Below are 23,159 nucleotides of genomic sequence, written 5' to 3' on the forward strand. Positions count from 1 at the left end.
AGCGAGGTGAAGCCGATGCTTCCCCTGGAAAAGCTCAAGATACTGGACGTCTCGCAGATCATGGCGGGTCCCTACTGCACCATGGTTCTGGGCGACATGGGCGCAGAGGTAATCAAGGTCGAGAAGATCAACGGCGGCGACGACAGTCGTCAGATGGGTCCTTATGTCAACGACGAGTCGACCTGCTTCGCGCAGATCAACCGCAACAAGAAGAGCATCTCGCTCAACCTCAAGGAGGAGCGGGCGCGGGAGATTTTCTATCGACTTGCCCGGGAAGCGGACGTCATCGTCGAGAACTATCGGCCGGGGGTGACGACGTCACTCTCGATCGACTACGACACCATCAAGGTCATCAATCCCGGCATCATCTACTGCTCGATCTCCGGTTACGGCCAGACCGGCCCCTACAGTCACCGCGGCGGCTTCGACCTGGTGGCCCAGGGCATGTCCGGCCTGATGTCGATGACCGGTGAGCCGGGCCGACGACCGCTCAAGACCGGCATCGCCGTCTACGACATCGGCGGCGGTATCACCGCCGTTTACTCGATCCTGGCCGCCTATATCCACCGGATGGCCACCGGCGAGGGCCAGCATATCGACATCGCCATCACCGAGTGTGGCCTGCCCTGGTTCACCTGGGAGGCTGCTGCCTACTTCTCAGAGGGGAAAGTGCCGGAGCCCACCGGCTGGCGACATCGGGTCTCGGCGCCCTACCAGGCGGTCAAGGCCCAAGACGGCTACCTGATGCTGGGCTGCGCCAACCAGCGCACCTGGGAGCGCTTCTGCGGCGACGTGCTGGAGCGCCCCGACCTGATGGAGGACCCGCGTTTTCTCACTAACTTCGATCGCGGCCAGCACGTCGAGGAACTCGAGGCGCTGCTGGAGTCGATCATGGCCAAGCGCGGCGTGGGTGACTGGCTCGAGCGTTGCGACAGCGCCGGGGTGCCCGCCGGACCGATCAACGACTTCGCCCAGGCCATGGCCGACGAGCACTACCTGGCCCGGGAGATGGTGCAGGAAATGGAGCACCCGGTAATGGGCCGGATGAAGACCATCGGCTTTCCCAGCAAGTTCTCGGTCACGCCCTCGCAGGTTCGTGCGCCGGCCCCGCTGTTTGGTCAGCATACCGACGAGGTTCTCGGTGATCTGGGCCTGGCCCCTGACGAGCTCGCCACGCTGCGTGAGGCGGGCTGCATCAAGTAGCCCGGCGCTGTCCGCCACCCTGACCAGATAAATAGTACGGAGAGACCCCCATGCTGAATCTTGACTACCATCCTTCGGGCCGCCATTTCTTGCAGATTCCCGGTCCCTCGCCGGTACCGGATCGCATCCTGCGTGCCATGAGCTTGCCGACCATCGACCATCGTGGCCCCGAGTTCGGCGCGCTGGGTCGTGAGCTGCTCGACAAGATCAAGCAGGTCTTCAAGACCGTGAATCCGGTTGTCATCTATCCGGCTTCGGGGACCGGCGCCTGGGAGGCGGCACTGGTCAATGTCCTGTCACCGGGCGACCGCGTGCTGATGTTCGAGACCGGCCACTTCGCCACCCTGTGGCAGAAGATGGCGCTACGCCTGGGCCTGGAACCCGAGTTCCTCGGCTTGCCGGGAGCGGAAGGCTGGCGGCAGGGGGTGCAGGCGGACATGATCGAGGCGCGCCTGAGGGAAGACGGTGGCCATGAGATCAAGGCGGTCTGCGTGGTGCACAACGAGACATCGACCGGGGTGACCAGTGACATCGCGGCGGTGCGTCGTGCCATCGATGCCGCGGGTCACCCGGCACTGCTGCTGGTCGATACCATCTCGGGGCTGGCCAGCGCCGACTACCGCCACGATGAGTGGGGCGTGGACGTGACGATCTCCGGTTCCCAGAAGGGCCTCATGCTGCCGCCGGGCATCAGCTTCAATGCCGTATCCGACAAGGCCATCGCTGCCAGTCGCGAGGCGCAGCTGCCCAAGAGCTTCTGGGCCTGGGACGAGATCATCGAGGCCAACCAGAACGGCTACTGGCCCTATACGCCGAGTACCAACCTGCTCTATGGCCTCAACGAGTCGCTGGACATGCTGCTCGAGGAGGGGCTCGACCATGTGCTTGCGCGCCACCAGCGCTGGGCGGCCGGGGTGCGTGCGGCGGTGGCGGCATGGGGCCTGGAGATCCAGTGCCAGGACGCCGCGCTCTACTCCCCGGTACTGACCGGCGTGATGATGCCGGATGGTGTCGATGCCGATGCCGTGCGCCAGTTGATCTACGAGCGCTTCGACCTGTCGCTCGGCATGGGCCTGGGCAAGGTCAAGGGCCGGATGTTCCGCATTGGCCATCTGGGCGACTGCAACGACCTGACGCTGATCGCCACCCTGGGCGGCTGTGAAGCCGGCATGAAACTCAGCGGCGTGCCGCTCAAGGATAGTGGCGTGGTGGCGGCGTTGGACTACTTTGCCCGGCATCCGCTCGACGCCAGGTGAGCCCATCCTGACATGGCTGAGGAAGGCAGAATGACGTCTATGACGGGAAAGACCCCTTCCCCGGATGCGCGGATCAAGCCAGTGACCGAGCTGGCGGCCCGCCTTTCCCGGGAGATGGAAGGCGAGGTACTGTTCGACCATGCATCGCGTGGTCGCTACTCGACAGACGCCTCGATCTACCAGGTGATGCCGCTGGGGGTGGTGATACCACGGCATCAGGAAGACCTGGCCCTGGCCCTGGACATCGCCCGAGACGCTGGCGCTCCGGTGCTGCCCCGGGGTGCCGGCACCAGCCAGTGTGGCCAGACGGTGGGCGAGGCGCTGGTGATCGACACCACCCGCTGGCTCGATCAGGTGGTCGAGTTCGACGCCGAGGCGCGCACGGTGGTGGTGGAGCCCGGGATCGTGCTCGACCACCTCAACGCCTGGCTCAAGCCTCATGGGCTCTGGTTTCCGGTGGATGTCTCCACCAGCGCCCAGTGCACTGTGGGTGGCATGACCGGCAACAACTCCTGCGGCTCGCGCTCGATCCGCTACGGCAACATGGTCCACAACGTGCTCGGCGTGGATGCCCTGCTGGCCGATGGTAGCGAGGCGAGCTTCGGTTTCGTCGACGACCTGGCAGCGGGCAGCAGGGCGCGCCTGATCGCCGACAAGGTGCAGGCCATCGCAGAGCGGGTCGGCCCGGAGATTCGCGATCACTTTCCCAAGGTGCTGCGCCGTGTCGGCGGCTACAACCTGGACCTGTTCGACTGCCAGAACCCCAAGCCTTACGACCCGGGTGGCCGGATCAATCTGGCCCACCTGCTGGTCGGCTCGGAAGGTACCCTGGCGGTGAGCCGGCGCATCACGCTGCGGCTCTCGCCACTTCCCGAGCACAAGGTGCTGGGCGTGGTGAACTTCCCCACCTTCTACCAGGCCATGGATTTCACCCAGCATATCGTCAAGCTTGATCCCACCGCGGTGGAACTGGTCGACCGCACCATGATCGAGCTGTCGCTGGAGAATCCGGCGTTTCGCCCGGTGATCGAGAAGGCACTGATCGGCAGGCCTGAGGCCGTGCTGCTGGTAGAGTTCGCCGGTGAGGATCGCGAGGCGCAGCTGGCATCGTTGCGCTCGCTCAGCCAGCTTATGGGCGACCTGGGGCTGGCCGGCAGCGTGGTCGATATGCCCGAGCCCGCCGAGCAGAAGGCGCTGTGGAACGTGCGCAAGGCGGGGCTAAATATCATGATGAGCATGAAGGGCGACGGCAAGCCGGTCTCCTTCATCGAGGACTGCGCGGTGCCGCTGGAGCACCTCGCCGAATACACCGACAAGCTCACCGAGGTCTTTCACCGCCATGGTACGGAGGGCACCTGGTACGCCCACGCCAGCGTCGGCACCCTGCACGTGCGCCCGATCCTCGACATGCGTCGCGACGGCGCCGGCAAGATGCGCGAGATCGCCGAGCAGGCGTCGGCACTGGTGCGGGAGTACAAGGGAGCCTACTCCGGCGAACACGGCGATGGGCTGTGCCGCGGCGAGTGGGTGGCCTGGCAGTTCGGACCCACGATCAACGACGCCTTCCGCGAGGTAAAGCGGCTCTTCGACCCGGACAATCGTTTCAACCCAGGCAAGATCGTCGAAACCCCAAAGATGGACGACGACCGCTACTTTCGCTTCCCCAGGGATTACCGGACCATTCCGGTGACCCCGGCCTTCGACTGGTCGGCATGGAACGTCAGGCGCGATCCGTTGACCGGCGAGCAGAGCAACCCAGGCAGCGCCGGCGACCCCACCCATGGTCTGGCCATGGCGGTCGAGATGTGCAACAACAATGGCCATTGCCGCAAGTTCGATGCTGGCACCATGTGCCCGAGCTACCGCATCACCCGTGACGAGCAACACCTGACCCGGGGCCGCGCCAATACCCTGCGGCTGGTGCTCTCCGGCCAACTGGGTGAAGAGGGCCTGGCCAGCGATGAGGTCAAGGAAGCGCTGGATCTCTGCGTCTCCTGCAAGGGCTGTCGGCGGGACTGCCCGACCGGGGTCGACATGGCCAAGTTCAAGATCGAGGCGCGTAGTGCCCGGGTGCGGGCCAAGGGACTCTCCCTGCGCGACCGCATGGTCGGCGAGATGCCGCGCTACGCGCCCTGGGCGAGCCGATTTTCCGCCCTGGTCAACGGCATCGAGCGAGCACCCTTTATCGCCCGTGGGATCAAGCGCGGGCTGGGGCTGGCCCCCGAGCGCGCGCTGCCGGTCTTCGCTGGCAACTTCCTGGCCGAAGCGCACACCGCGCAGGAGACGGCGACCCGCGAAGTACTGCTTTTCGTCGATACCTTCAACAACTATATGGAGGGAGGCAACGCCAGGGCCGCCAAGCGCGTGCTGGAAGCCGCCGGCTTCGAGGTACACCTCAACGTGAAGCAGGGTGAGCGACCGCTGTGCTGTGGGCGCACCTACCTCTCGTCCGGCCAGTTCGACAAGGCGAAAGCCGAGGCGCAGCGGACGCTGGAGGCGCTGATGCCCTATGTGAACAGTGGCATGGCCATTGTCGGCCTGGAGCCGTCGTGTTTGCTCAGCATGCGTGACGAGTTCCTGCAGTATGGTTTCGGCGAGGAGGCCCGCGCGCTGGCGGAGGCGTCGATGTTGTTCGAGGAGTTCCTGGTCAAGGCGCGTGAGGCCGGAGAACTGCCGCTGGAACTCAAGCCGCTGGCGTATCGGAGAGCGATGCTTCACGGCCACTGTCATCAGAAAGCCTTCGATGCCGTGCGCCCCATAGAGCAGGTGCTGTCATGGATTCCCGAGCTCGAGGTCGAGACCATCGACTCCTCCTGCTGCGGCATGGCCGGCAGTTTCGGTTACGAGGTCGAGCACTATGACGCCTCGATGAAAATGGCCGAGCTGTCGCTGTTGCCGGCGATCCGTGAGGCCGCTGACGATGTCGTCTTGGTGGCCGACGGCACCAGTTGTCGTCACCAGATCAAGGACGGGGTGGGGCGCGAGGCGATCCACGTGGCCCGACTGCTGGAGCAGGCGCTGGCCTGAGACGAAGCCGACCGGCATCATGACCATGGCCAAGTATCATGACCATGGAAAGGGGCGACAGGGGTCGCCCCTTTCGTCGTGACGAGGATGAACGACAATGATCGATCTACGCAGTGACACCGTGACCCGACCCACCACGGCCATGCGCGAGGCGATGGCCAGGGCGCCGGTTGGTGACGATGTATGGGGCGATGACCCCAGTGTCGCCGCCTTCGAGGCGGTGGTGGCCGAGAGGGCTGACATGGCGGCCGCGCTGTTCTTTCCATCGGGGACCCAAAGCAACCTGGCGGCACTCATGGTCCACTGTCAGCGAGGCGACGAATATATCGCCGGCCAGTTTTCGCACATCTATCGCGATGAGGGCGGCGGTGCGGCGGTGCTGGGCAGCATCCAGCCCCAGCCCATCGAGCATGACCCGGACGGCAGCCTGCCGCTGGAGAGAGTGCAGGCGGCCATCAAGGGAGCCGACATTCACCATGCCAGCACCCGGCTGTTGGCGCTGGAGAACACCTTTCGGGGCAAAGTGCTGCCGGAAGCCTATACCCGACGTGCCACGGCGCTGGCCCATGAGCATGGGCTGGCCACCCACCTGGACGGGGCACGATTATTCAACGCCGTGGTGGCCTCCGGGCGCTCTCTCGCCGAGCTGTGCCAGGGTTTCGATTCGGTGTCGCTCTGCTTTTCAAAAGGGCTAGGCGCGCCGGTCGGGTCCCTGCTGCTGGGCGACGAGGCATTCATTGGCCGGGCGCGTCGCTGGCGCAAGACCCTGGGCGGTGGCATGCGTCAGGTCGGTATCCTGGCGGCGGGCTGCCACCATGCGCTGGAGCATCATGTCGAGCGTCTGGCGGAGGATCATCGCCATGCTGCGCTGCTGGCCGAAGGGTTGGGCGAGATCGACGAGATCGAGGTGCGAGGCTGTGAGACCAACGTGCTGTTCGTCGCGTTGCCCGAGGCTCACTGCAAGGCGCTTGGGGAGTTTCTCGCCGACCGGGGCGTCTTGATCGCCGCGTCACCGGTCACGCGGATGTTGACGCACCTGGACATTTCAGTGCAAGACGTTGGTCACTTTGTGGCAAGCATCAAGGCGTATTTTACCGAGCATGCCGTTCGGGTCGACGACAGGCTTGGTGGTTGAGCGTCAACGAGAAGCCCCCATGGCCTAGGTTCAGTCCAAGGTCATGGGGGCTGTTTGCTGCGTTCCCGTAAAGGCTCAGCCTGCGCGCATCAGCGGGTCGGTAACGCCGATCACGTAGAAGGCGATCATGGCGATGACGCCGGTGAAAACCAGGTAGTAGAGCGTGGGCAGAATCGTCTTGCGAATGGTTTCGCCTTCGCGTCCCAGAAGCCCCACGGTGGCAGACGCCGCCACCACGTTATGGATGGCAATCATGTTGCCCGCGGCGGCACCGACGGCTTGCAGCGCCACCATCATCGCGGTGGAAACACCCAGTTGCTGCGCCACGTTGAACTGGAACTCGGCCAACATCAGGTTCGATACCGTGTTGGAGCCGGCAATGAAGGCGCCAAGGCCGCCCACCGCGGGAGCGAAGAACGGGTAGACGCCGCCCACCCCGTCGGCTACGAACTGGGCCATGGCCACCGGCATCGAAACCAGGTCAGCGGCATTGACCCCGGAGTTGATCAGGATGCGCACCATGGGGATGGTAAAGATCAGCACGAAACCGGCGCCGAGGATGGTCCGTGAGGACTCGCCGAAGGCCGCCTTGAGCTCACCCAGGCGCATGCGGTGGAGCAGGGCGGTGAGCAGCACCACCATCAGCAGTATGCCACCAGGCAGGTAGAGCGGCTGGATGGCGCCGGATACACCGGACTCACCGAGGATATTGCTCCAGCCGAAGCTCAGTGACTGAAGTGCCTCGCGGAATGGGTCGATGGTGCGGGAGGCGACCAGGATCACGGCCAGCAGCACGTAGGGCACCCAGCCCATCAGGGTGGAGATTGGGGCCTTGCCGGCGATGTCGTCGAGCTTGATTTCCAGTTTGCCGATCCACTCGTCCGGCCAGGATTTGCGCTCGGGGAAATCCCAGACGTCCTTGGGAATCAGGAAGCCCTTGCGCGCGGCGGGCACGACAACGGCCAGGCCCACCATGGCACCGATCATCGAGGGGAATTCCGGGCCGAGCAGCACGCCGGCGAGCATGTAGGGCACCACGAAGGCCACGCCCGCGAAGAGCGCGAAGGGGGTGATGGAGAGGCCTTCCTTCCAGGACTTGTTGGCCCCGAAGAAGCGCACCATGATCACCACCATGATCAGTGGCATCAGGACGCCGACGATGCCGTGTATGACGGCCACCTCGGCGGCGATCAGGCGGAAGTACTCCAGCCAGGTATAGCCGCCGGCTTCCAGCGCTTCCGTAATTCCTTCGCGGTTGATGCCACCGGTGACACCCACCACGATGGGCGTACCCACGGCGCCGAAGGAGACCGGCGTGGACTGAATCATCATGCCCACCACCACGGCGGCCAGCGCCGGGAAGCCGAGCGCTACCATCAGCGGGGCGGCCACGGCGGCGGGGGTGCCGAAGCCGGAAGCACCTTCGATGAAGCAGCCGAACAGCCAGGCGACGATAATGGCCTGAACGCGGCGGTCGGGGCTGATGCCCGAGAAGCCGTTGCGGATGGCGGTGATGCCCCCCGAGTGCTTCAGTGTGTTGAGCAGCAGGATGGCACCGAAGATGATCCAGAGGATCGACACGGTGAGGATCAGGCCCTGCAGGGTCGAAGCCAGGACTCGGTTGAAGCTCATCTCCCAGGCCAGCAGGCCTATCAGGGCGGTGACCACATAGACCGCCGGCATGGCGGTCTTGGCGGGCATGCGCAGGCCAATCAGCAGGACGCCGGCCAGGACCAGTGGCATAAAGGCGAGTAGGGCAAGTGTCGTGTCCGTCATGAGCTGACGTTACCTCGCTGTCTCGTGTTCGGGAATCGGGGCGATGGCTCAGGCACGGGACCCAGAACTATCACCACGGGCATGGACGATACGACTAGATATCTTGAATTTCCAATCCTGGTTAATTGGTATTACCAATTATCTTCTAATTTCATATCTGCTTTTATTATTCACTAATCGATAAAAAACAACAGACTATCTATTTTCATGGTGATGAACTTGGCACTGTTTACCATCAGGGGTTTAGACTAATGGACAGTAGGTCGACCTCTTCCGTGGGCTCGCCGATGAATTGGCATCATCAGGGAAAGGCTGGCACTATCGATTATCACCCCCGGCTAAAGCGAGGAGACGGCATGGCAATGGTGCTCTATGAACTCTGCGGTATCGACGAGGGGCTGCGTTTCTCCCCCTATTGCTGGCGGGTTCGTTACGCCCTGGCGCACAAGGGGCTGACGGTGGAAACCCGTCCCTGGCACTTCACCGACAAGGAGTCGCTGGCTTTCTCCGGTTCCGATAAGGTGCCGGTGCTGGTCGACGGTGATCAGACCATTGCCGACAGCTACGAGATACTGCGCTACCTGGACCGCACCTACCCCGAACAGCCACTGCTCGGCAATGACCTGGCGGAGGCGCGTGCCCGTTTCTTCAAGCACTATGCCGAGCGCTCACTGGCTCCGGCGATGCTGCGTACCATCATAATGGACCTGCTCAATGCCATTCACCCCAAGGATCGTGACTACTTCCGCGAGACTCGCGAGAAGCGCTTCGGGCGTGCTCTCGAGGAGTTTCATTCGCCCGCCAAGGGACTTGTGCAGTTGGATGCCGCGCTGGAACCGCTGCGCGGCCAGTTAAAGGAAGCTGACTTTATCGATGGGTCTGCCCCGGCGGCGGCCGACTATCTCGTCTTCGGCAGTTTCATGTGGGCGCGGGTGGTTTCCAGTGCCGACCTGGTTTCCAACGCCGATCCGGTATATGGCTGGCTCGAGCGCATGCTCGACCTGCACGAAGGTCTTGGTCGTAGCGCAATGCGCGTGACCGATATCGAGGGCGCTTATCGCTGAGCATGTTGCAGTGCACAAGAATGCTTGTTATGCTGCATTGCAACAAGGCGGTTTCGGATGGGAACCAGCCTTGGCCAACCGAACCGTACTGGAGGTGTTTCATGAGCAAATCAACCGAGCAAGCCACCGAAAAAGCTACTCAGCAATTCGAGAGCTTGTTTGTCGCTCCGGCGCGCGCCTATGGCTCGCTGACGCTGGAATATTACGAAAAGCTGATGGCGGCCCAGCTGGACGCCTTTCGCACCTATTCCGAGCTGAGCCTGGCGCAGGCCCGTGCTTGGGTCGACGTCAAGGATGCCGAGGGCCTCAAGCAGGTCGTGAGCGATCAGCAAAAGGCCGTCCAGGACCTGGGCGAGCGCCTGCAGGGCGATACCCAGAAAGTGGTCACCCTGAGCCAGGAGTTCCTGAAGAAAGGCCATAAGCTGGCGGAAGAGAACGTCAAGAGCGGCCAGAAACTGGCGGAAGAAAACGTCAAGACTGGCCAGAAGCTGGTAGAAGATGCCACCAAGAAGGCCCAGGCCAGCAAGTAAGCTCGACGCGCAACAACACCAGGCAAGCTCTGCTGCAACGAGCAGGATCAGGGCTTCAGGCCTGAGACGAAACCGCCATCCTTGTGGATGGCGGTCTTTTGCGTAGATGCCACCACTCGCGGACAGATTCAGTTGGATGAACGGCCAAGCAGTTCGACGACCTCTTCCTCTTCCACCTGGCTGAAGTCGGCGTAGAATTGTCCGACTCCCATGAAGCCCCGTGGTACCTCCAGGCAGGCCACTTCATCCGCCGCAGCTTTCAGGCGGGCCACGGCACTGCGGGATCCGACCCCCATGGCGGCAATCAACCGCTCGGCTCGGCCGCTCAACATCTTCAGGGCGGCCTCCATGGTGGCGCCCGTGGCGCTGCCATCGTCGACCACGACCACTACCCGACCTTCAGGCGGGATTGGTGGGCGAATCGGGCTGTAGCGAGTCCGCCGCTCCTTCAACAGCTTGCGCTGATGCTCGACTTCACGCTCCACGGCAGCGGATGAGAACTGCGATGCAGCGTCATCGAGCTTCATGCTGCCATCCTCACTCACCGCGCCAATGGCGAATTCGGGGCTGCCCGGTGCGCGTATCTTGCGCACCAGCACCACGTCCAGTTCGCCCTCCAGAGCATCGGCCAGATAGCGTCCCATGGGCACGCCGCCACGGGGAATGGCCAGGATCAGCGGGTTATGCCCCTTGAGGTGCTCGAGCCGCTGAGCCAGTTGCTTGGCGGCATCGAGACGGTCACGAAACATGCACAGAGTCTCCAAAATCACTATTCCCCAAAGTGTAGTTGGATGCGAGAGCTGTCCACTACTACCCAGGAAAAATGCCGCAGGAGGGCATCCGGCACTTCGCCGGTGCCGCATGACATCATGCTTCGGTGCGAGCCTCCAGGCGGAAGCGGGCGATACGATTGATCTGCTCGATGGCGGTACGACGCTCCTGCTCTGGTGTGTTTTCAAGTCGCGCCACGAAGGCGTCGAGAATGGCGTGGCGATCGCTGCCCTTGACGGCCATCACGAAGGGAAAATCGAAGCGGGCCTTGTAGGCATCATTCAGTCGTTGAAATCGCTCCATCTCTTCCGGGGTGCACTGATCGAGCCCGGCACCCGCCTGCTCACGGGTGGAGTCATCGGTCAGTTCTCCGGCGACGGCGGCCTTGCCGGCCAGGTCGGGGTGGGCACGAATCACCTCCAGCTGCTTTTCCACCGACGCTTCTTTCAGCGTTCGTCTCATGGCCTCGGCGAGTCCGGCCGGGGTGTCCTGTTCGCCGCCGAGGCCCTGTTGCCAGGTCAGGTCGGCGACCCAGGGGGAGTGCTCATAGATATCGCCGTATTGCGAGACGAATGCCTGGCGGTCGAGGGTACTGGGGCGCGGTTCAAGGGTCTTGTCACTCATCGGGGCCTCCGCAATGGTGTTCGGGGAACAGGCTACATCCAGCTTTTCGAGTAAGTGTATACAAAGAAATTTTGAAATGTACCATCAAAAGAGCTAAAACTGTCTTCAGGCTTACAGTTACCATGATGCACCGACAGTGGTGACATCGCCAGCCAAGCATGGGAGAAACCGATGGGACGACTGACAACGCACGTTCTGGATACAGCGAAAGGCCAGCCCGGTGAGGGGATCGAGATAGCGGTCTACCGGCTGGAAGGTGAGCAGCGTACACGCCTCAAGAGTGTCACGACCAATGATGACGGTCGCTGCGATGCACCCATTCTGGAGGGCGACGACTTCGTGGCCGGCGAGTACGAATTGGTCTTCCACGCCGGCGCCTATCTGCGGCGGCAAGGGGTGGTAGCTGACGAGCCTCGGTTCCTGGACGTGATACCGCTACGCTTTGGCGTGGCCGATGCGTCACAGCACTATCATGTGCCGCTGCTGCTCTCTCCCTACGGCTATTCCACCTACCGAGGCAGCTAGGGAAGCGCTGAGTCAATGGCAGCGCTCGGCACCAGGCGCTGAACAACAACACTGCTCGAGAACCCTGCAATGCAAGCTTACCTACTCGACTTCGTCAATTTCATGCTGCGCTGGCTGCACGTCATTGCGGCCATCGCCTGGATCGGCGAGTCGATCTACTTCGTAATGCTGGACAATGGGCTGAAGAAGCCCAAGGCCGCCGAGGATCGTGAGAAAGGTGTCTTCGGCGAGATGTGGGCCGTTCACGGCGGCGGCTTCTACCATAATCAGAAATATGCTACGGCACCGGCCAAGCTGCCCGACGACCTGCACTGGTCGTTCTGGAAATCCTACACCACCTGGCTTTCCGGGTTTGCGCTCTTCGTCACCCTCTATATGTTCAACCCGGGCTTCTACCTGGTGAACCCCAATGCCAGTTGGGAGTGGGCCGCCAATATGAGCGGCTGGCAAGCCAACATTCTGGCACTGCTGTTCCTGCTGGGTGGCTGGGTCGTCTACAACGAACTGTGCAAGCGCATCAGTCCCAACATGACCCGTGATGGCGTGCTTAGCATCGCGGTGGCGGTGATGATGGTGGTGGTGGCCTATCTCAGCGTGCAGATGTTCTCCGGTCGGGCGGCCTTCCTGCTGACCGGTGCGGTGATGGCAACCGCCATGTCGGCCAACGTGTTCTTCTGGATCATTCCCGGCCAGCGCCGCATGGTCAATGCCATGAAGGCGGGAGAGACACCCAACCCGCTCGATGGCAAGCGTGGCAAGCAGCGTTCGGTGCACAACACCTATTTCACGCTGCCGGTGGTGCTGCTTATGATCAGCAACCACTACTCCTTCGCCTACAGCCATGAACACGCCTGGGTGCTGATGTCGCTGTTCATCTTCGCCGGCGCGCTGATCCGTCAGTTCTTCGTACTGATGCACGCGGGCAAGATCCAGCCGGCTTACCCTGTCGCGGGTGTTGGGCTGGTCCTGGTGGCGTTCTGGCTGGGCATGCCTGCTGGGCAGCCCGCCGCTACGGACAGGGACACGGAAGCAGCAGGCCCCGAGTTCGAGGAGGTTCATGCCCTGGTCGACCAGCACTGTGTCGCCTGCCACTCCCGCGAGCCGACGCAGCCCGGCTTTGCCGCGCCGCCGGCCGGTATCGCCTACGACAGCGAGGACCAGATCCTGCGCCAGAAGAGCCAGATCCAGCAGGTGGTGGCCAGCAAGTACATGCCGCTGGGCAACATGACCAGCATGACTGACGAGGAGCGCGAGGTGATCGCTGCCTGGTCGGAATGAGCCGGTAGTTGTACACGTCCGGTAATCGACGCACGGCCCGCCGCATGGCGGGCTGTGTACGTTCAGCCAGGTTCATTTCCCAGGTTCATAGTCGAGCCGTGTTGCGTATACAATGGCTACCATAGAAGGGCATACAAGGAGGGATACCATGGATCAGCGGCAAAGCCTTGCCGATGGCGAAGCGGCAGGCAAGATGCCTCCTCGACGTTTGGGCAAGAACGGCGATGGCGCCGAACGCCACGAGTCGATCCATCGCTCGATCAGCGATGCGATCATCGAGCATCGGCTCAAGCCCGGCGCCCGGCTGCGCGAGGATGCCCTCGCCGAAGTGTTCGGCATCAGCCGTACCGGTATCCGCAAGATTCTACAGCGCCTGGCCCTGGAGCAGCTGGTCACGCTGACGCCCCGCCGCGGTGCCAGCGTCACGCGCCCCACGGCGGATGAAGCCAAGGACGTCTTCGATGCCCGGCAGATGATCGAGTGCGGCCTGATGCCGGACGTCGCCCGGCGCATCACGCCCGAGGATGTCCGCGAGCTGCGTGACATGGCGAAGCGTGAGCGCGAGGCGTTGAGAGCCGGCGAGCAGAGTCGTGCGATCAAGCTTTCTGCCGCCTTCCATGAGCGCCTGGCCCAGCTCTCCGGGAACGCGACGCTGTCGGCATTCGTCGGTCAGCTCTGTTCACGCTCGTCGCTGATCCTGGCCGTGTATGGCAATCCCGGCCATCTGGGCTGCGAATCCCACGATCATGACGATCTCATCAGCTACCTGGAAGCTCGCAACGGCGAACGCGCCCAGGCCTTCATGAGTCGTCACCTCAAGGCGATCGAGGCATCGCTGTCGATTGTCGAGGAAGCTGAAGAGGTGCCTGACCTGCACAGTATCTTTGGGGCCTGAGCATCCCTGGTACCGCCCATGAATACTGTGTCCGCAGGGCGGCGTCTACCACGGCATCGGCAGGTCCAGCAGCGCGCCTGCGGGTGGTGTGAGTCGCATCATGGCGAACATGCCCTGGGCGACGCCATAGACCGCAAGTCCGTAGAGTAGGGCGGTCCCCCAGCGCATCCTTGCACAACCGACCAGTAGCCAGGCCAGCAATAGCGGCGTGGCGAGATTGAAGCCAATCAGCCACATGACCAGGCCATAGCTGAGAATGCCCCCCAATACGGGTAGTTCCTGGCGGCTGGCAAGATTGGCCATGTGTCCCTGGCGCCGGATCCTGATCAGCTGGCGGCCCAGCACGTAGAGGCTGAGCAGCAGGCCCGGCACGATTCCGAGGCTCGGCATCAACCGTGCATTGGGACGAAAGCCCAGCATCTCCACCAGCGCATAGCCAAAGGCCACCACCATCACCAGCGCCGCGATCAGGATGATGCTGCTGTCATGGCTCGGGGGCTCGGCGCTGGCCGGCGACGCTTCAGCCTGGCGCTGTGTTGCATCGTTGGCAAGCTTACGTCGTTGGCGCAGCCAGCGCCCCGCATTCAGCACCAAGGGTATGACGATCAGCGAAGCGATGATCAGCACTCCGGGGCGTGTCAGCCAGGTGAAGCCGTGGATCTGCGTAGTCAGCCAGAAGTATTGCTCCATGGGCGTTGCCAGGACGAAGCCGACCAGCACCGGCGCACGGGGAATGCCCGCATTCTTCATCAGCCAACCGAGAATGCCGAGTGCCAGCAGGGCAAGAATGTCGCCGAAAGTCTGAGTCCCCTGGTAGGCACCGGCCACCATGATCAGCAACAGTGGGGCGGCAATCAGCGCGAAGTTCACTCGGGTCAGTCGGGCGATATAGGGCGTCACGGCGAAGCAGATGGCGGCCCCCATGACCGAGGCCAGCGCCACGCTCCATACGATCATGTACATCAGGTCAGGCGACTCGCTGACCATGCGTGGGCCGGGATAGAAGCCGAACGAGAACAACGCGCCGAGGAAGATGGCAGCGGCGGGTCCGCCCGGTACGCTGAACAGCATGGTGGGCACCAGGTCGGAAATGATCGTGGCGTTGTTGGCCCCTTCGGCGCTGGCGATGCCGCGGATCTCGCCCTTGCCGAAGTTGCGCTTGTCCTTGGTGGAGCTCATGGCGTGGCCGTAGGCGATCCAGGTAGAGGCGCTGGCGCCCACCGCGGGGACGAATCCTCCGAAAATGCCGATGATCGATGAGCGGCAGATCAGCCAGCGGTTGCGCCAGAACACACGGAAACTCTCGCCCCACTTGCCAAGGGTCATCGGCTGGCCGGCGATGCCGCCGCCCGAGGCGACCATGCTGATCAGTTCGGCGACGGCAAAGAGCCCCAGTGCCACGATAGGTAGCGAGAGTCCATCCATCAGGTAGGACTGGCCGAAGATGAAACGATAGTTTGCGGCAGCCGGCGCGGCACCGATCACCCCCAGCAGGATGCCGAGGCAGGCGGCGGCTAGCCCCACGGCCAAGTCCTTGCCAACCATGCTGGCGGCGAAACAGAGCCCTACCAGGGCGAACATGAACAGTTCCGGTGTGCCCAGCGCCAGTACCAGTGGCCCGGCAATGGGAATGGCGACGGAGAGGATCAGGGCCCCGAAAAGGCCGCCAACCATCGACGCCAGAAAGCCGACGCCGAGCGCCAGCGATGCCTTGCCCTGCTTGGCCAGCGCGTGCCCCTCGATGGCAGTTGGCGCCGAGGCCGGCGAGCCCGGGGCGCCGATCAGCACCGAGGTAATGGTATCCGCAGTGTAGATCACCGAGATGGCCCCGAGCAGCATCGCCAGGCCGGAGTAGCCATCCATCAGGTAGATGAACGGCAGCAGGATCGATACGGCGGCGACGCCACCCAGGCCCGGTAGCATGCCGAACACCATCCCGGCCAGCATGCCGATGAACAGCGCCAGGAGCCGCGCGGGCTGGAACAGGAGATCCAGGGCCGAAACGATATTCTCGAGCACGTTGCGATTCCTTTGCAGGACTATGCAGGATCAGGGAAATGTCGAGCATCGAATGCGGCCAACCCAATGGAAAGGGTTGGCCGCATCGGTGCTGACTTACAGCTGGACGTCGTACTTCTCGGCGAGGAGGGTACGCAGGTAGTCGCGCACCTCATCTGAGGGCTGCAAGGATTCGCGAAGCGAACCGGTGACCACCGATGCCGGAAGCAGGTCGTAGCCACCAATGGCCTCTTGGCTCTTGTCCTGATATTCGGGATCGGCGTTGATGGCGGCGATGGCTTCCTCGAAGATGTCGAGCACCTCGTCCGGTGTGCCTTCCGGCAGGTAGGCGGTCAGACCGAAGTTGAAGGTCGTGGCACCGATCGCCTGGAAGGCGTCCCACTCCACCCCGGAAGGAGGCTCGCCATGGAGCTCCTCATAGACTTCGTAAACTGAGGGATAGTCGGGGAAGGCTTGGTCGCGGGCGCTCAACACGCCATCATCGCCCACCGCGCCACCGGTCATGATCGGCACTGCAGTGCCGGCCTCGACCATGGACACCACCTGCGACATGTAGGCCGGAGTGAACTGGAAATCGATGTTGGTTTCACCGCGCTCGAAGGCCAGGCGAGCTGGGCCACGGCCGTCGAAGCCGAGCACTGCGCGCAGGTCTAGCTCCAGCAATTCAAAGGAAAGCAGCACGGGTAAATCGCTGGCGGCGGCGGCAATCCCGCCGTAGATCAGTGGCATGTCTGACGAGTGCAGGTCGGCAGGTGACTCGATCCCGGTATTCGGCGAGACATAAACCACGGCACCGAAGGGCAGGCTGTAGGCCGGGCGCATCGCGGCCAAATCATATGCCACCGCGTCCATGCCCAGTACGTAGGGATTGGAAGTGGAGGAGGTGGTGAAGAGGATGGTTTCGCCGTCGGGCTCGGCATTCTGCTGGAACCAGTTGGCTCCGAGGATCGAGCCACCGCCCGGCCGGGTGCGTACGTTGACTTTCGGGTTGCCCGGCAGGTGTTGCTCCAGGAAGGGTTCGAGGAACTTGGCTGCCACGTAGGTGGCGCCACCCTCGCCGAACGGCACGACCATCTCGATGGTCTTGCCGGCGTAGAAATCCTCGGCCATGGCCGGGGCTGCAGCAAAGCCGCCAGCTGCCATCAGCATAGCGGCAGAAAGTGTCTTGAGCTTGGTGTCGGGAATGAACATGGCGTGCTCCTGGTGTTGTTGTGGCGCTCGATGCGCATTGTTGAACCTGGTGCCTGCGCGTGTTGCCGGTCGCTCAGCGGCCGACCCGGTTTTCCAGTACGCCCATGCCATCGACCTCGATGCGCACGATGTCTCCGGTCTGCAGGAACCTGGGCGGGGAGAAGCCGATACCGACGCCGACCGGTGTGCCGGTCAGAATCACGTCGCCGGGCGAGAGCGTGATACCGGCCGAGAGAGTCTCGATCAGTGTCGGCACGTCGAAGATAAGCTGATCCAGCCGGGCGTCCTGGCGCAGTTCGCCATTGACCCAACACTTGATGGTGGCATTATCTCGGTCCATCTCGTCGGCGGTGACGACCCACGGTCCCATGGGGCAGAGACCGTCAAGCGACTTGCCGAGATGCCACTGCTTGTGTTTCTTCTGAAGGTCGCGGGCGGTCACGTCGTTGGCAATGGTGTAGCCCCAGACATGATCATAGGCCTCGGCCTTCTTGATGCCACGGCCGCCTTTGCCGATGATGACTGCGAACTCCGCTTCGTAGTCGAGCTGCTCTGTGACCTCGGCATGACGCGGGATCTCGTCGCCGTGGGCGACCAGGGTGTTGTAGGCCTTGGTGAAGATGATCGGGAATTTGGGCACCACATCGTCGGCAGAGGTGCTGCTGTCGTAGCCGGAGCCACTGAACTCCGCGGCATGCTCGAAGTAGTTCTTCCCGACGCAGAACATGTTGCGTTGAGGATGAAGGGGAGGCTCGAGACGTGCGCCGTCGAGAAGGCGGCCTTCACCCTGGGGTGCGATCTGATCTCTCAGCGTCGCCCAGTCGTGGATCAACTGCTGCATGTCGCCCTGAAACTCGGGAACGAGCTCGCTAAGCGGCCAGTAGCGCTGGCCCGCAGCGTCGATCAAGGCGACGAGGGGCGGTTGGCCGGCCGACGGTCGCAGGGTGGCAAATTTCATGATGATTGGCTCTCCCTTGGTTCGTTTTGGTTCTGTAATGACCGAGATTAGAAGGCGATTGGTACTAATTCAAGCCAGTAATTTTGTCTTGATGTACCAAATGATCTAAATTCAGCAGAATTGGATTTGCAAATGCATGACGTGAGAAAGGATATCCAGTGAGCGACAGGCCGATGCGCACCATCGATGACAGGAATCTTCGGGACGCCCTGGCCGAGAGCGGTATCCGCTCGGACGGCGCCAGAGCCCTGGCCCGCCATGTGCAGGCCGAGATTGCCAGCGGCCGCTTTCCCCCCGGTTATCGCCTGCCCACGGAGCGTGAGCTGAGCGAGTGTTTCAGTGCCTCACGCGGTGCGGTGAGGCGTGTGCTGGGCCACTTCAAGTCACTAGGCGCGATCACGCAAGTGGTGGGGAGTGGCACCTTCGTCAGCGAGCGCGCCGCCGAGCTGTTTACGCCGCCCACGGCTGAAGCATCCGTCGTTTCTCCGAGTGCTGGTAGCATGGCGGGGCAGGTGAGCCCGGCCCAGTTGATGGAAGCCCGGCTGCTGATCGAGCCGCAGATGGTTTCCCTGATCGTTCGCTTTGCCACTGCCGCCGATTTCGAACGCATGGATGATTGCCTGGCACAATCCGAGGCGGCCACCAGCATCGAGGCGTTCGAGCATTGGGATGGTGCCCTGCACCAGGCCTTTGCCGAGGCTACCCATAACAGCTTCTTCCTGCGCATCCTGGAGTTGACCAATGTCGTTCGGGAGGAGGGGGAGTGGGGCCGCCTCAAGCGGATTTCACTGACGCCCGAGCGTCGTGAGCGCTACGAGACGCAGCATCGTGCCATCGTCGCCGCCCTGCGTGATCGTGATCAAGAAATGGCACGGGTGTTGCTCGAGGAGCACCTTGTTGAAGTGAAGAGAAACTTATTCGGACGCAGCTGATTGCGCTGTTTCCCTTGAGCCATCCTGCTTGGCCCAAACAACCACGCCTCGGCAATGGCCGAGGCGAGGTTGTTTGAGGTCTGGGTCTTTTGCCTGCCTGACTCGCCGGGCAGGCAGGAGCTGTCAGCTACGGAAACGCTGGCAGGGGGCCCAGTGCTGCATCAACAGGTAGTAGGTGATGCCGGCCGGAATCAGGCTGGCGTACCAGGAGACGGCGGAGAAGGTCAGAGCGGACACTATGCCGACGACAGTGGCGATCAGTGCGGCATAGTTGACGCCCTGGTAGGGGCCGGTCTCGTCGTACAGTTTGCCGAGGTCAAGGGTGCGGCGGCGGATGATGTAATAGTCGACCACCAGGATGGCGAAGACCGGGCCGAGGAAGGCGGAGTAGGTCTGCACGAACAGCTGCAGGCCAGCGGCGGACTCTGGCTGGACCAGCTTCCAGGGGAAGGTGGCGAAGGCCAGCAGGCCGACGATGACGGTGGCGATGGGGAACTTCAGCTTGAATACGTCCATCAGCACGTAGGTCGGTGGCACCACGTTATTGAGCACGTTGGTGGTGACCTGGGCGAAGGCGATGAACAGCAGGGTGGTCATCAGCAGCGGCGTGTTGTCCACGGCATTGGCGAAGACCTGGATCGGGTCGGCGGTGCCGGTGGCTTCCGAGACCATGAAGCCGATCAGGCCCATAAAAAGGGTACAGGGCAGGATCGACATGGCGTAGATGGTGGTCAGCAGCCCCGGGCCGGTGCCGTGCTTGTGCTCCCGTGAATAGTCGCTGACGTTGAGCATCATGGTGCTGTAGATGCCCAGGAACAGCATGGTGGCGCCCCAGAACGGCATGCCCCATGAACCTTCCATGGTCAGCAGGTTGGCGGAAAGCTCATCGCCATAGCGCTGTACCGTGGCATAGAACATGTACGTCAGCGAGACGAGGATGAAGCCGCTGCCGATGTTTTCCAGCCACTTGATGCCCTGGAAACCCATCACCGAGAGTCCGATCTGCAGCAGCTGGAAGGTGATGAAGTAGAAGATCAGGTTGTCGAAGCCAAACAGGGTGGCCGAGACCATGTTCAATGCCCCGGCGCCGATCCAGCTCTGGAAGCCGTACCACACCACCGCAGGCACGGCCCGTACCAGGCCAGGTATGCGTGTGCCGGCAAAGCCGAAGGCGCTGCGCGCCTGAACCATGAAAGGGATGCCGTACTTGTAGCCGGCTGCGCCATTGATGGCGAGCGCGATGCCAATCACGAAACAGCCGATGGCAATGGCGAGTGTCGCCTGAACCAGGTTCAGCGTGCCGACCACGCTGGAGCCCATGGCGAAGGTGCCGATGGACACGCAGCCGCCGAACCAGGCCAGGAAGTAGGAGGGCCGTCCCATGATGCGGGTCTGCTGGGGGGCCAGGCTCTCCTCCCCTATGCCCTTGGTGGCGTCATGTGTCGTGCCCAAAGTGATATCCGGGGCGGTGGGCTGCGCCTTTGCTGTCGGATTGCTCATTGTTGTGTCCTCGCAAGGATGTTTAGCAAATTTATCGTTGTCGGTCGCCCGTGCCGTTGGCCGGGCAGTTGTTCAACTAACGGCTGCCTATGGTGCTGACTTGTGCTTGGGGTTTTTCCGGTCGGTGGGGGTCATGTCGGAGAGGTGCTCGAACTGGCCGGTAAAGGCCTTGGGTCTTGGGAAGGCCAGGTCGCCATGCTTGCTGGTGCCAAGCCCCAGGTCGACCACGGCCTCGGCCAGCTTGACGGCGGCGGTAACCCCCTCTACGACCGGAAGCCCTACAGCCTGGCTGATTTTCTCCGTGAGGTCGGCCATGCCGCCGCAGCCGAGCACGATGGCGCCGATGTTGTCTTCATCCCGGGCGCGGCGGCACTCGTCGATGATGCGCTCCAGCGCCATTGTGCCGTTCTCCTCCAGGTCCAGCACCGGGATCTCGGCGGCACGGACCCGCCGGCAGTGATGGCGAAAGCCATACTGCTCCAGCAGATGCTCAGCAATGATGCCGGTGCGTCCCAGCGTGGTAACGATGGAGAAACGGGTGCTGATCAGGGCGGCCATATGGAAGGCCGCCTCGGCGATTCCGATCACCGGCGCACGGGTCAGCTCCCGGGCGGCCATCAGTCCCGGGTCGCCGAAGCAGGCAATGACGTAGGCGTCCGCTCCCTCACGCTCTCCGGACAGCACTTCCTCCAGCACCCCCACGGCGCTGATCGCCTCGTCGAAATGGCTCTCGATGGAGACCGGGCCATGGGCCGGCTGCGTGGCGACGATCTCGGTACCGGGTGCGGCGATGCGGCGGGCCGCTTCGCCGATCGTTGCCGTCATGCTGGCGGTAGTGTTGGGGTTGATGACATGCAGGTGCATAGGCTGCCTATAGTTGGTTTTGTGGACAAGTTCAATTGCATATGTATACAAAATAGGCGCCAATTAGCGTCCGTGCAAGCCATTTTTTCACGATCCAAAACTGGCTTATATTTTAATTAAAACAGCATCTTACCCTTATAATAAACATTTTTTAATAAAAATTAGGTTTTTTCCAGAAGGATGACATCCTGTAGAAAAGCAAGTTGATCGAAAATAGATGAGATGGTTTGTGTACATTAAGCATTGGCGCAAGGCGGTGTCAGGCCCAGAAGAATGGGGATAAAGGCAGGAGGAGGGCAGAAAGAGAGCAGGCGGAGGACGATGACGTCATGTGGCTGCGGGCAGGACAAGGCAAGAGGTCTGATTTTAATCGATTAAAAACAATAGGTTGCAGAATTTTTTGCGCTGCTCTTTTCTTTGTATACTAGAGTTTGATTTTTCGTACTTGTTGATCTAGATTTAAGGTGTACGAAAAAGATAAAAAAGACTGCAAAGGCCACCTCGCCGCAACTCACACAACAATGACCCCCACGGCAGGAGAGACTCCATGCGTAATCCTTTCGCCCTTCCCGTTGCCGCCACTGTGCTGGCATCCATCGTCGCTACCTCGGCAATGGCCGCCCCCGCCTCGGTTCGGGTGCTCGGCCAACCGGTCGGCTCCGGCGCCATTCAGAACGACCTCGAGCAACCCTTCTTCGAGAACTTCGCCGAGCGTACCGGGGTGAATACCCAAGTGCGCTACAGCCCTGTGGATACCTCCGGCGTCAGCGATGCGGAAGGCCTCAGGGTGCTTCGCAATAACCTGTTCGGCATCGTCTCGCTGCGGCTATCGCAGATCAGCGGTGACGAGCCGACACTGCTCGGTTTCGACCTGGTCGGCCAGAACCCTACCTATGAGGTCGCCCGCCAGAATGTCGATGCCTATCTGCCGGTGGCCGATGCGCGACTGCAGGAGCGCTTCAATTCCAAGCTGCTGGGCGTCTGGCCGGCGGGTCCCCAGGTGATCTTCTGCGAGCCGGAGATCAATGGGCTCGATGACCTGCGCGGCAAGCGGGTGCGGGTCTACGACAATATCCTCGGTAACTTCATGTCGGGCCTGGGAGCCGCACCGGTGCCGCTCTCCTTCCCCGAGACCCAGCAGGGCATTGCCCGGGGCTTGGTCGATTGCGGCGTGACCGGCCCCAGCTCCGCCAATGCCGCTGGCTGGCCAGAAGTCACCAGCTACGTCTACCCCCTGCCGGTGCAGATGGCGATGAACGGCTATGCCATCAACCTCAATGTATGGAACCAGTACACGGAGGAAGAGCAGGCACAGCTCGAGGCAGCGTTCAATGAACTGGTCGATGAGATCTGGGCCTATTCAGAAGAGCTCTTCGAGGATGCCTCGCGCTGCAATACCGGCGGCGAGCCCTGTGTCAACGGCCGAGCCTATTCACTGACCAGCATGGAGGTGACCGAGAAGGATCTGCAGACCGTCAATGAAGCCGTCGAAGCCACGTCCCTGCCCAATTTCATCGAACTGTGCGACAGGACTAACCCGAGCTGCTCGGAAGACTGGAAAGCTACCGTGGGTGCCAATCTGGGGCTGTAAGTGCTGCGGCCGGCGCCAGA

19 protein-coding genes are annotated in these 23,159 nt (G+C 62.3%); 11 read left to right on the forward strand and 8 right to left on the reverse strand.

Annotation, left to right across the window (positions count from 1 at the left end):
* Nucleotides 1–15: 15 nt before the first annotated feature.
* The 4 genes from DU490_RS11820 (at nt 16) to ltaE (ending at nt 6,621) form a co-directional block, all read left to right on the forward strand.
* Nucleotides 16–1,203, forward strand: coding sequence for a CaiB/BaiF CoA-transferase family protein (locus DU490_RS11820; protein WP_114574494.1), 1,188 nt, complete (start codon nt 16–18; stop codon nt 1,201–1,203).
* Nucleotides 1,204–1,253: 50 nt separating this feature from the next.
* On the forward strand, nt 1,254–2,459 hold the full coding sequence (locus DU490_RS11825) for an alanine--glyoxylate aminotransferase family protein (RefSeq protein WP_114574495.1): 1,206 nt from the start codon (nt 1,254–1,256) through the stop codon (nt 2,457–2,459).
* 30 nt (nt 2,460–2,489) lie between these two features.
* Entirely contained in the window at nt 2,490–5,486 is a 2,997-nt protein-coding gene (locus DU490_RS11830; protein ID WP_114574496.1) for an FAD-binding and (Fe-S)-binding domain-containing protein, read from the forward strand.
* 97 nt (nt 5,487–5,583) lie between these two features.
* On the forward strand, nt 5,584–6,621 hold the full coding sequence (gene ltaE / locus DU490_RS11835; protein WP_114574497.1) for a low-specificity L-threonine aldolase: 1,038 nt from the start codon (nt 5,584–5,586) through the stop codon (nt 6,619–6,621).
* A 75-nt stretch (nt 6,622–6,696) separates the two neighbouring features.
* On the opposite strand, the gene DU490_RS11840 is transcribed toward ltaE, so the two are convergent.
* Complete coding sequence (locus DU490_RS11840) at nt 6,697–8,397, reverse strand: L-lactate permease (RefSeq protein WP_114574498.1); 1,701 nt, start codon at nt 8,395–8,397, stop codon at nt 6,697–6,699.
* A 356-nt stretch (nt 8,398–8,753) separates the two neighbouring features.
* On the opposite strand from DU490_RS11840, the gene DU490_RS11845 reads away from it, so the two are divergent.
* On the forward strand, nt 8,754–9,461 hold the full coding sequence (locus DU490_RS11845) for a glutathione S-transferase N-terminal domain-containing protein (RefSeq protein WP_114574499.1): 708 nt from the start codon (nt 8,754–8,756) through the stop codon (nt 9,459–9,461).
* A gap of 101 nt (nt 9,462–9,562) precedes the next feature.
* On the forward strand, nt 9,563–9,991 hold the full coding sequence (locus tag DU490_RS11850; RefSeq protein WP_114574500.1) for a phasin family protein: 429 nt from the start codon (nt 9,563–9,565) through the stop codon (nt 9,989–9,991).
* Nucleotides 9,992–10,119: 128 nt separating this feature from the next.
* Here the strand turns inward: DU490_RS11850 and DU490_RS11855 are convergent, their stop codons facing one another.
* Both DU490_RS11855 and uraD read right to left on the reverse strand, forming a co-directional pair.
* Nucleotides 10,120–10,740, reverse strand: coding sequence for a phosphoribosyltransferase (locus DU490_RS11855; RefSeq protein ID WP_114574501.1), 621 nt, complete (start codon nt 10,738–10,740; stop codon nt 10,120–10,122).
* 118 nt (nt 10,741–10,858) lie between these two features.
* Complete coding sequence (uraD, locus tag DU490_RS11860; RefSeq protein ID WP_114574502.1) at nt 10,859–11,386, reverse strand: 2-oxo-4-hydroxy-4-carboxy-5-ureidoimidazoline decarboxylase; 528 nt, start codon at nt 11,384–11,386, stop codon at nt 10,859–10,861.
* A 171-nt stretch (nt 11,387–11,557) separates the two neighbouring features.
* Here uraD and uraH point away from each other — a divergent pair, with 171 nt between their 5' ends.
* The 3 genes from uraH to DU490_RS11875 all read left to right on the forward strand — a co-directional run bounded on the left by uraH (nt 11,558) and on the right by DU490_RS11875 (nt 14,084).
* A complete protein-coding gene (gene uraH / locus DU490_RS11865; protein WP_114574503.1) occupies nt 11,558–11,911 on the forward strand; it encodes a hydroxyisourate hydrolase in 354 nt (117 codons plus the stop codon).
* Between the two features lie 69 nt (nt 11,912–11,980).
* Entirely contained in the window at nt 11,981–13,189 is a 1,209-nt protein-coding gene (locus tag DU490_RS11870) for a urate hydroxylase PuuD (protein ID WP_114574504.1), read from the forward strand.
* Nucleotides 13,190–13,382: 193 nt separating this feature from the next.
* Nucleotides 13,383–14,084, forward strand: coding sequence for a GntR family transcriptional regulator (locus DU490_RS11875; RefSeq protein ID WP_114574530.1), 702 nt, complete (start codon nt 13,383–13,385; stop codon nt 14,082–14,084).
* 45 nt (nt 14,085–14,129) lie between these two features.
* Here the strand turns inward: DU490_RS11875 and DU490_RS11880 are convergent, their stop codons facing one another.
* From DU490_RS11880 to DU490_RS11890, 3 genes are all read right to left on the reverse strand, one after another.
* The gene (locus tag DU490_RS11880) at nt 14,130–16,103 is read right to left on the reverse strand and encodes a tripartite tricarboxylate transporter permease (RefSeq protein WP_114574505.1); all 1,974 of its coding nucleotides are present in this window, start codon (nt 16,101–16,103) and stop codon (nt 14,130–14,132) included.
* A gap of 96 nt (nt 16,104–16,199) precedes the next feature.
* Nucleotides 16,200–17,294: a tripartite tricarboxylate transporter substrate binding protein gene (locus DU490_RS11885; RefSeq protein ID WP_114574506.1), complete on the reverse strand. Its 1,095-nt coding sequence runs from the start codon at nt 17,292–17,294 to the stop codon at nt 16,200–16,202.
* A 73-nt stretch (nt 17,295–17,367) separates the two neighbouring features.
* The gene (locus DU490_RS11890; RefSeq protein WP_114574507.1) at nt 17,368–18,252 is read right to left on the reverse strand and encodes a fumarylacetoacetate hydrolase family protein; all 885 of its coding nucleotides are present in this window, start codon (nt 18,250–18,252) and stop codon (nt 17,368–17,370) included.
* A gap of 158 nt (nt 18,253–18,410) precedes the next feature.
* Here DU490_RS11890 and DU490_RS11895 point away from each other — a divergent pair, with 158 nt between their 5' ends.
* The gene (locus DU490_RS11895; RefSeq protein ID WP_258801645.1) at nt 18,411–19,184 is read left to right on the forward strand and encodes a FadR/GntR family transcriptional regulator; all 774 of its coding nucleotides are present in this window, start codon (nt 18,411–18,413) and stop codon (nt 19,182–19,184) included.
* Between the two features lie 123 nt (nt 19,185–19,307).
* On the opposite strand, the gene DU490_RS11900 is transcribed toward DU490_RS11895, so the two are convergent.
* Nucleotides 19,308–20,684: an NCS1 family transporter gene (locus tag DU490_RS11900; RefSeq protein ID WP_258801646.1), complete on the reverse strand. Its 1,377-nt coding sequence runs from the start codon at nt 20,682–20,684 to the stop codon at nt 19,308–19,310.
* Nucleotides 20,685–20,771: 87 nt separating this feature from the next.
* Nucleotides 20,772–21,548 (reverse strand): aspartate/glutamate racemase family protein, encoded by a 777-nt coding sequence (locus DU490_RS11905; RefSeq protein WP_114574509.1) that lies wholly within the window; start codon nt 21,546–21,548, stop codon nt 20,772–20,774.
* Between the two features lie 547 nt (nt 21,549–22,095).
* Here DU490_RS11905 and DU490_RS11910 point away from each other — a divergent pair.
* The gene (locus DU490_RS11910; protein WP_114574510.1) at nt 22,096–23,139 is read left to right on the forward strand and encodes a TRAP transporter substrate-binding protein; all 1,044 of its coding nucleotides are present in this window, start codon (nt 22,096–22,098) and stop codon (nt 23,137–23,139) included.
* The last annotated feature ends 20 nt before the right edge of the window (nt 23,140–23,159 follow it).

The organism is Halomonas sp. DQ26W (assembly GCF_003339685.1).
Classification (GTDB): Bacteria; Pseudomonadota; Gammaproteobacteria; order Pseudomonadales; family Halomonadaceae; genus Halomonas.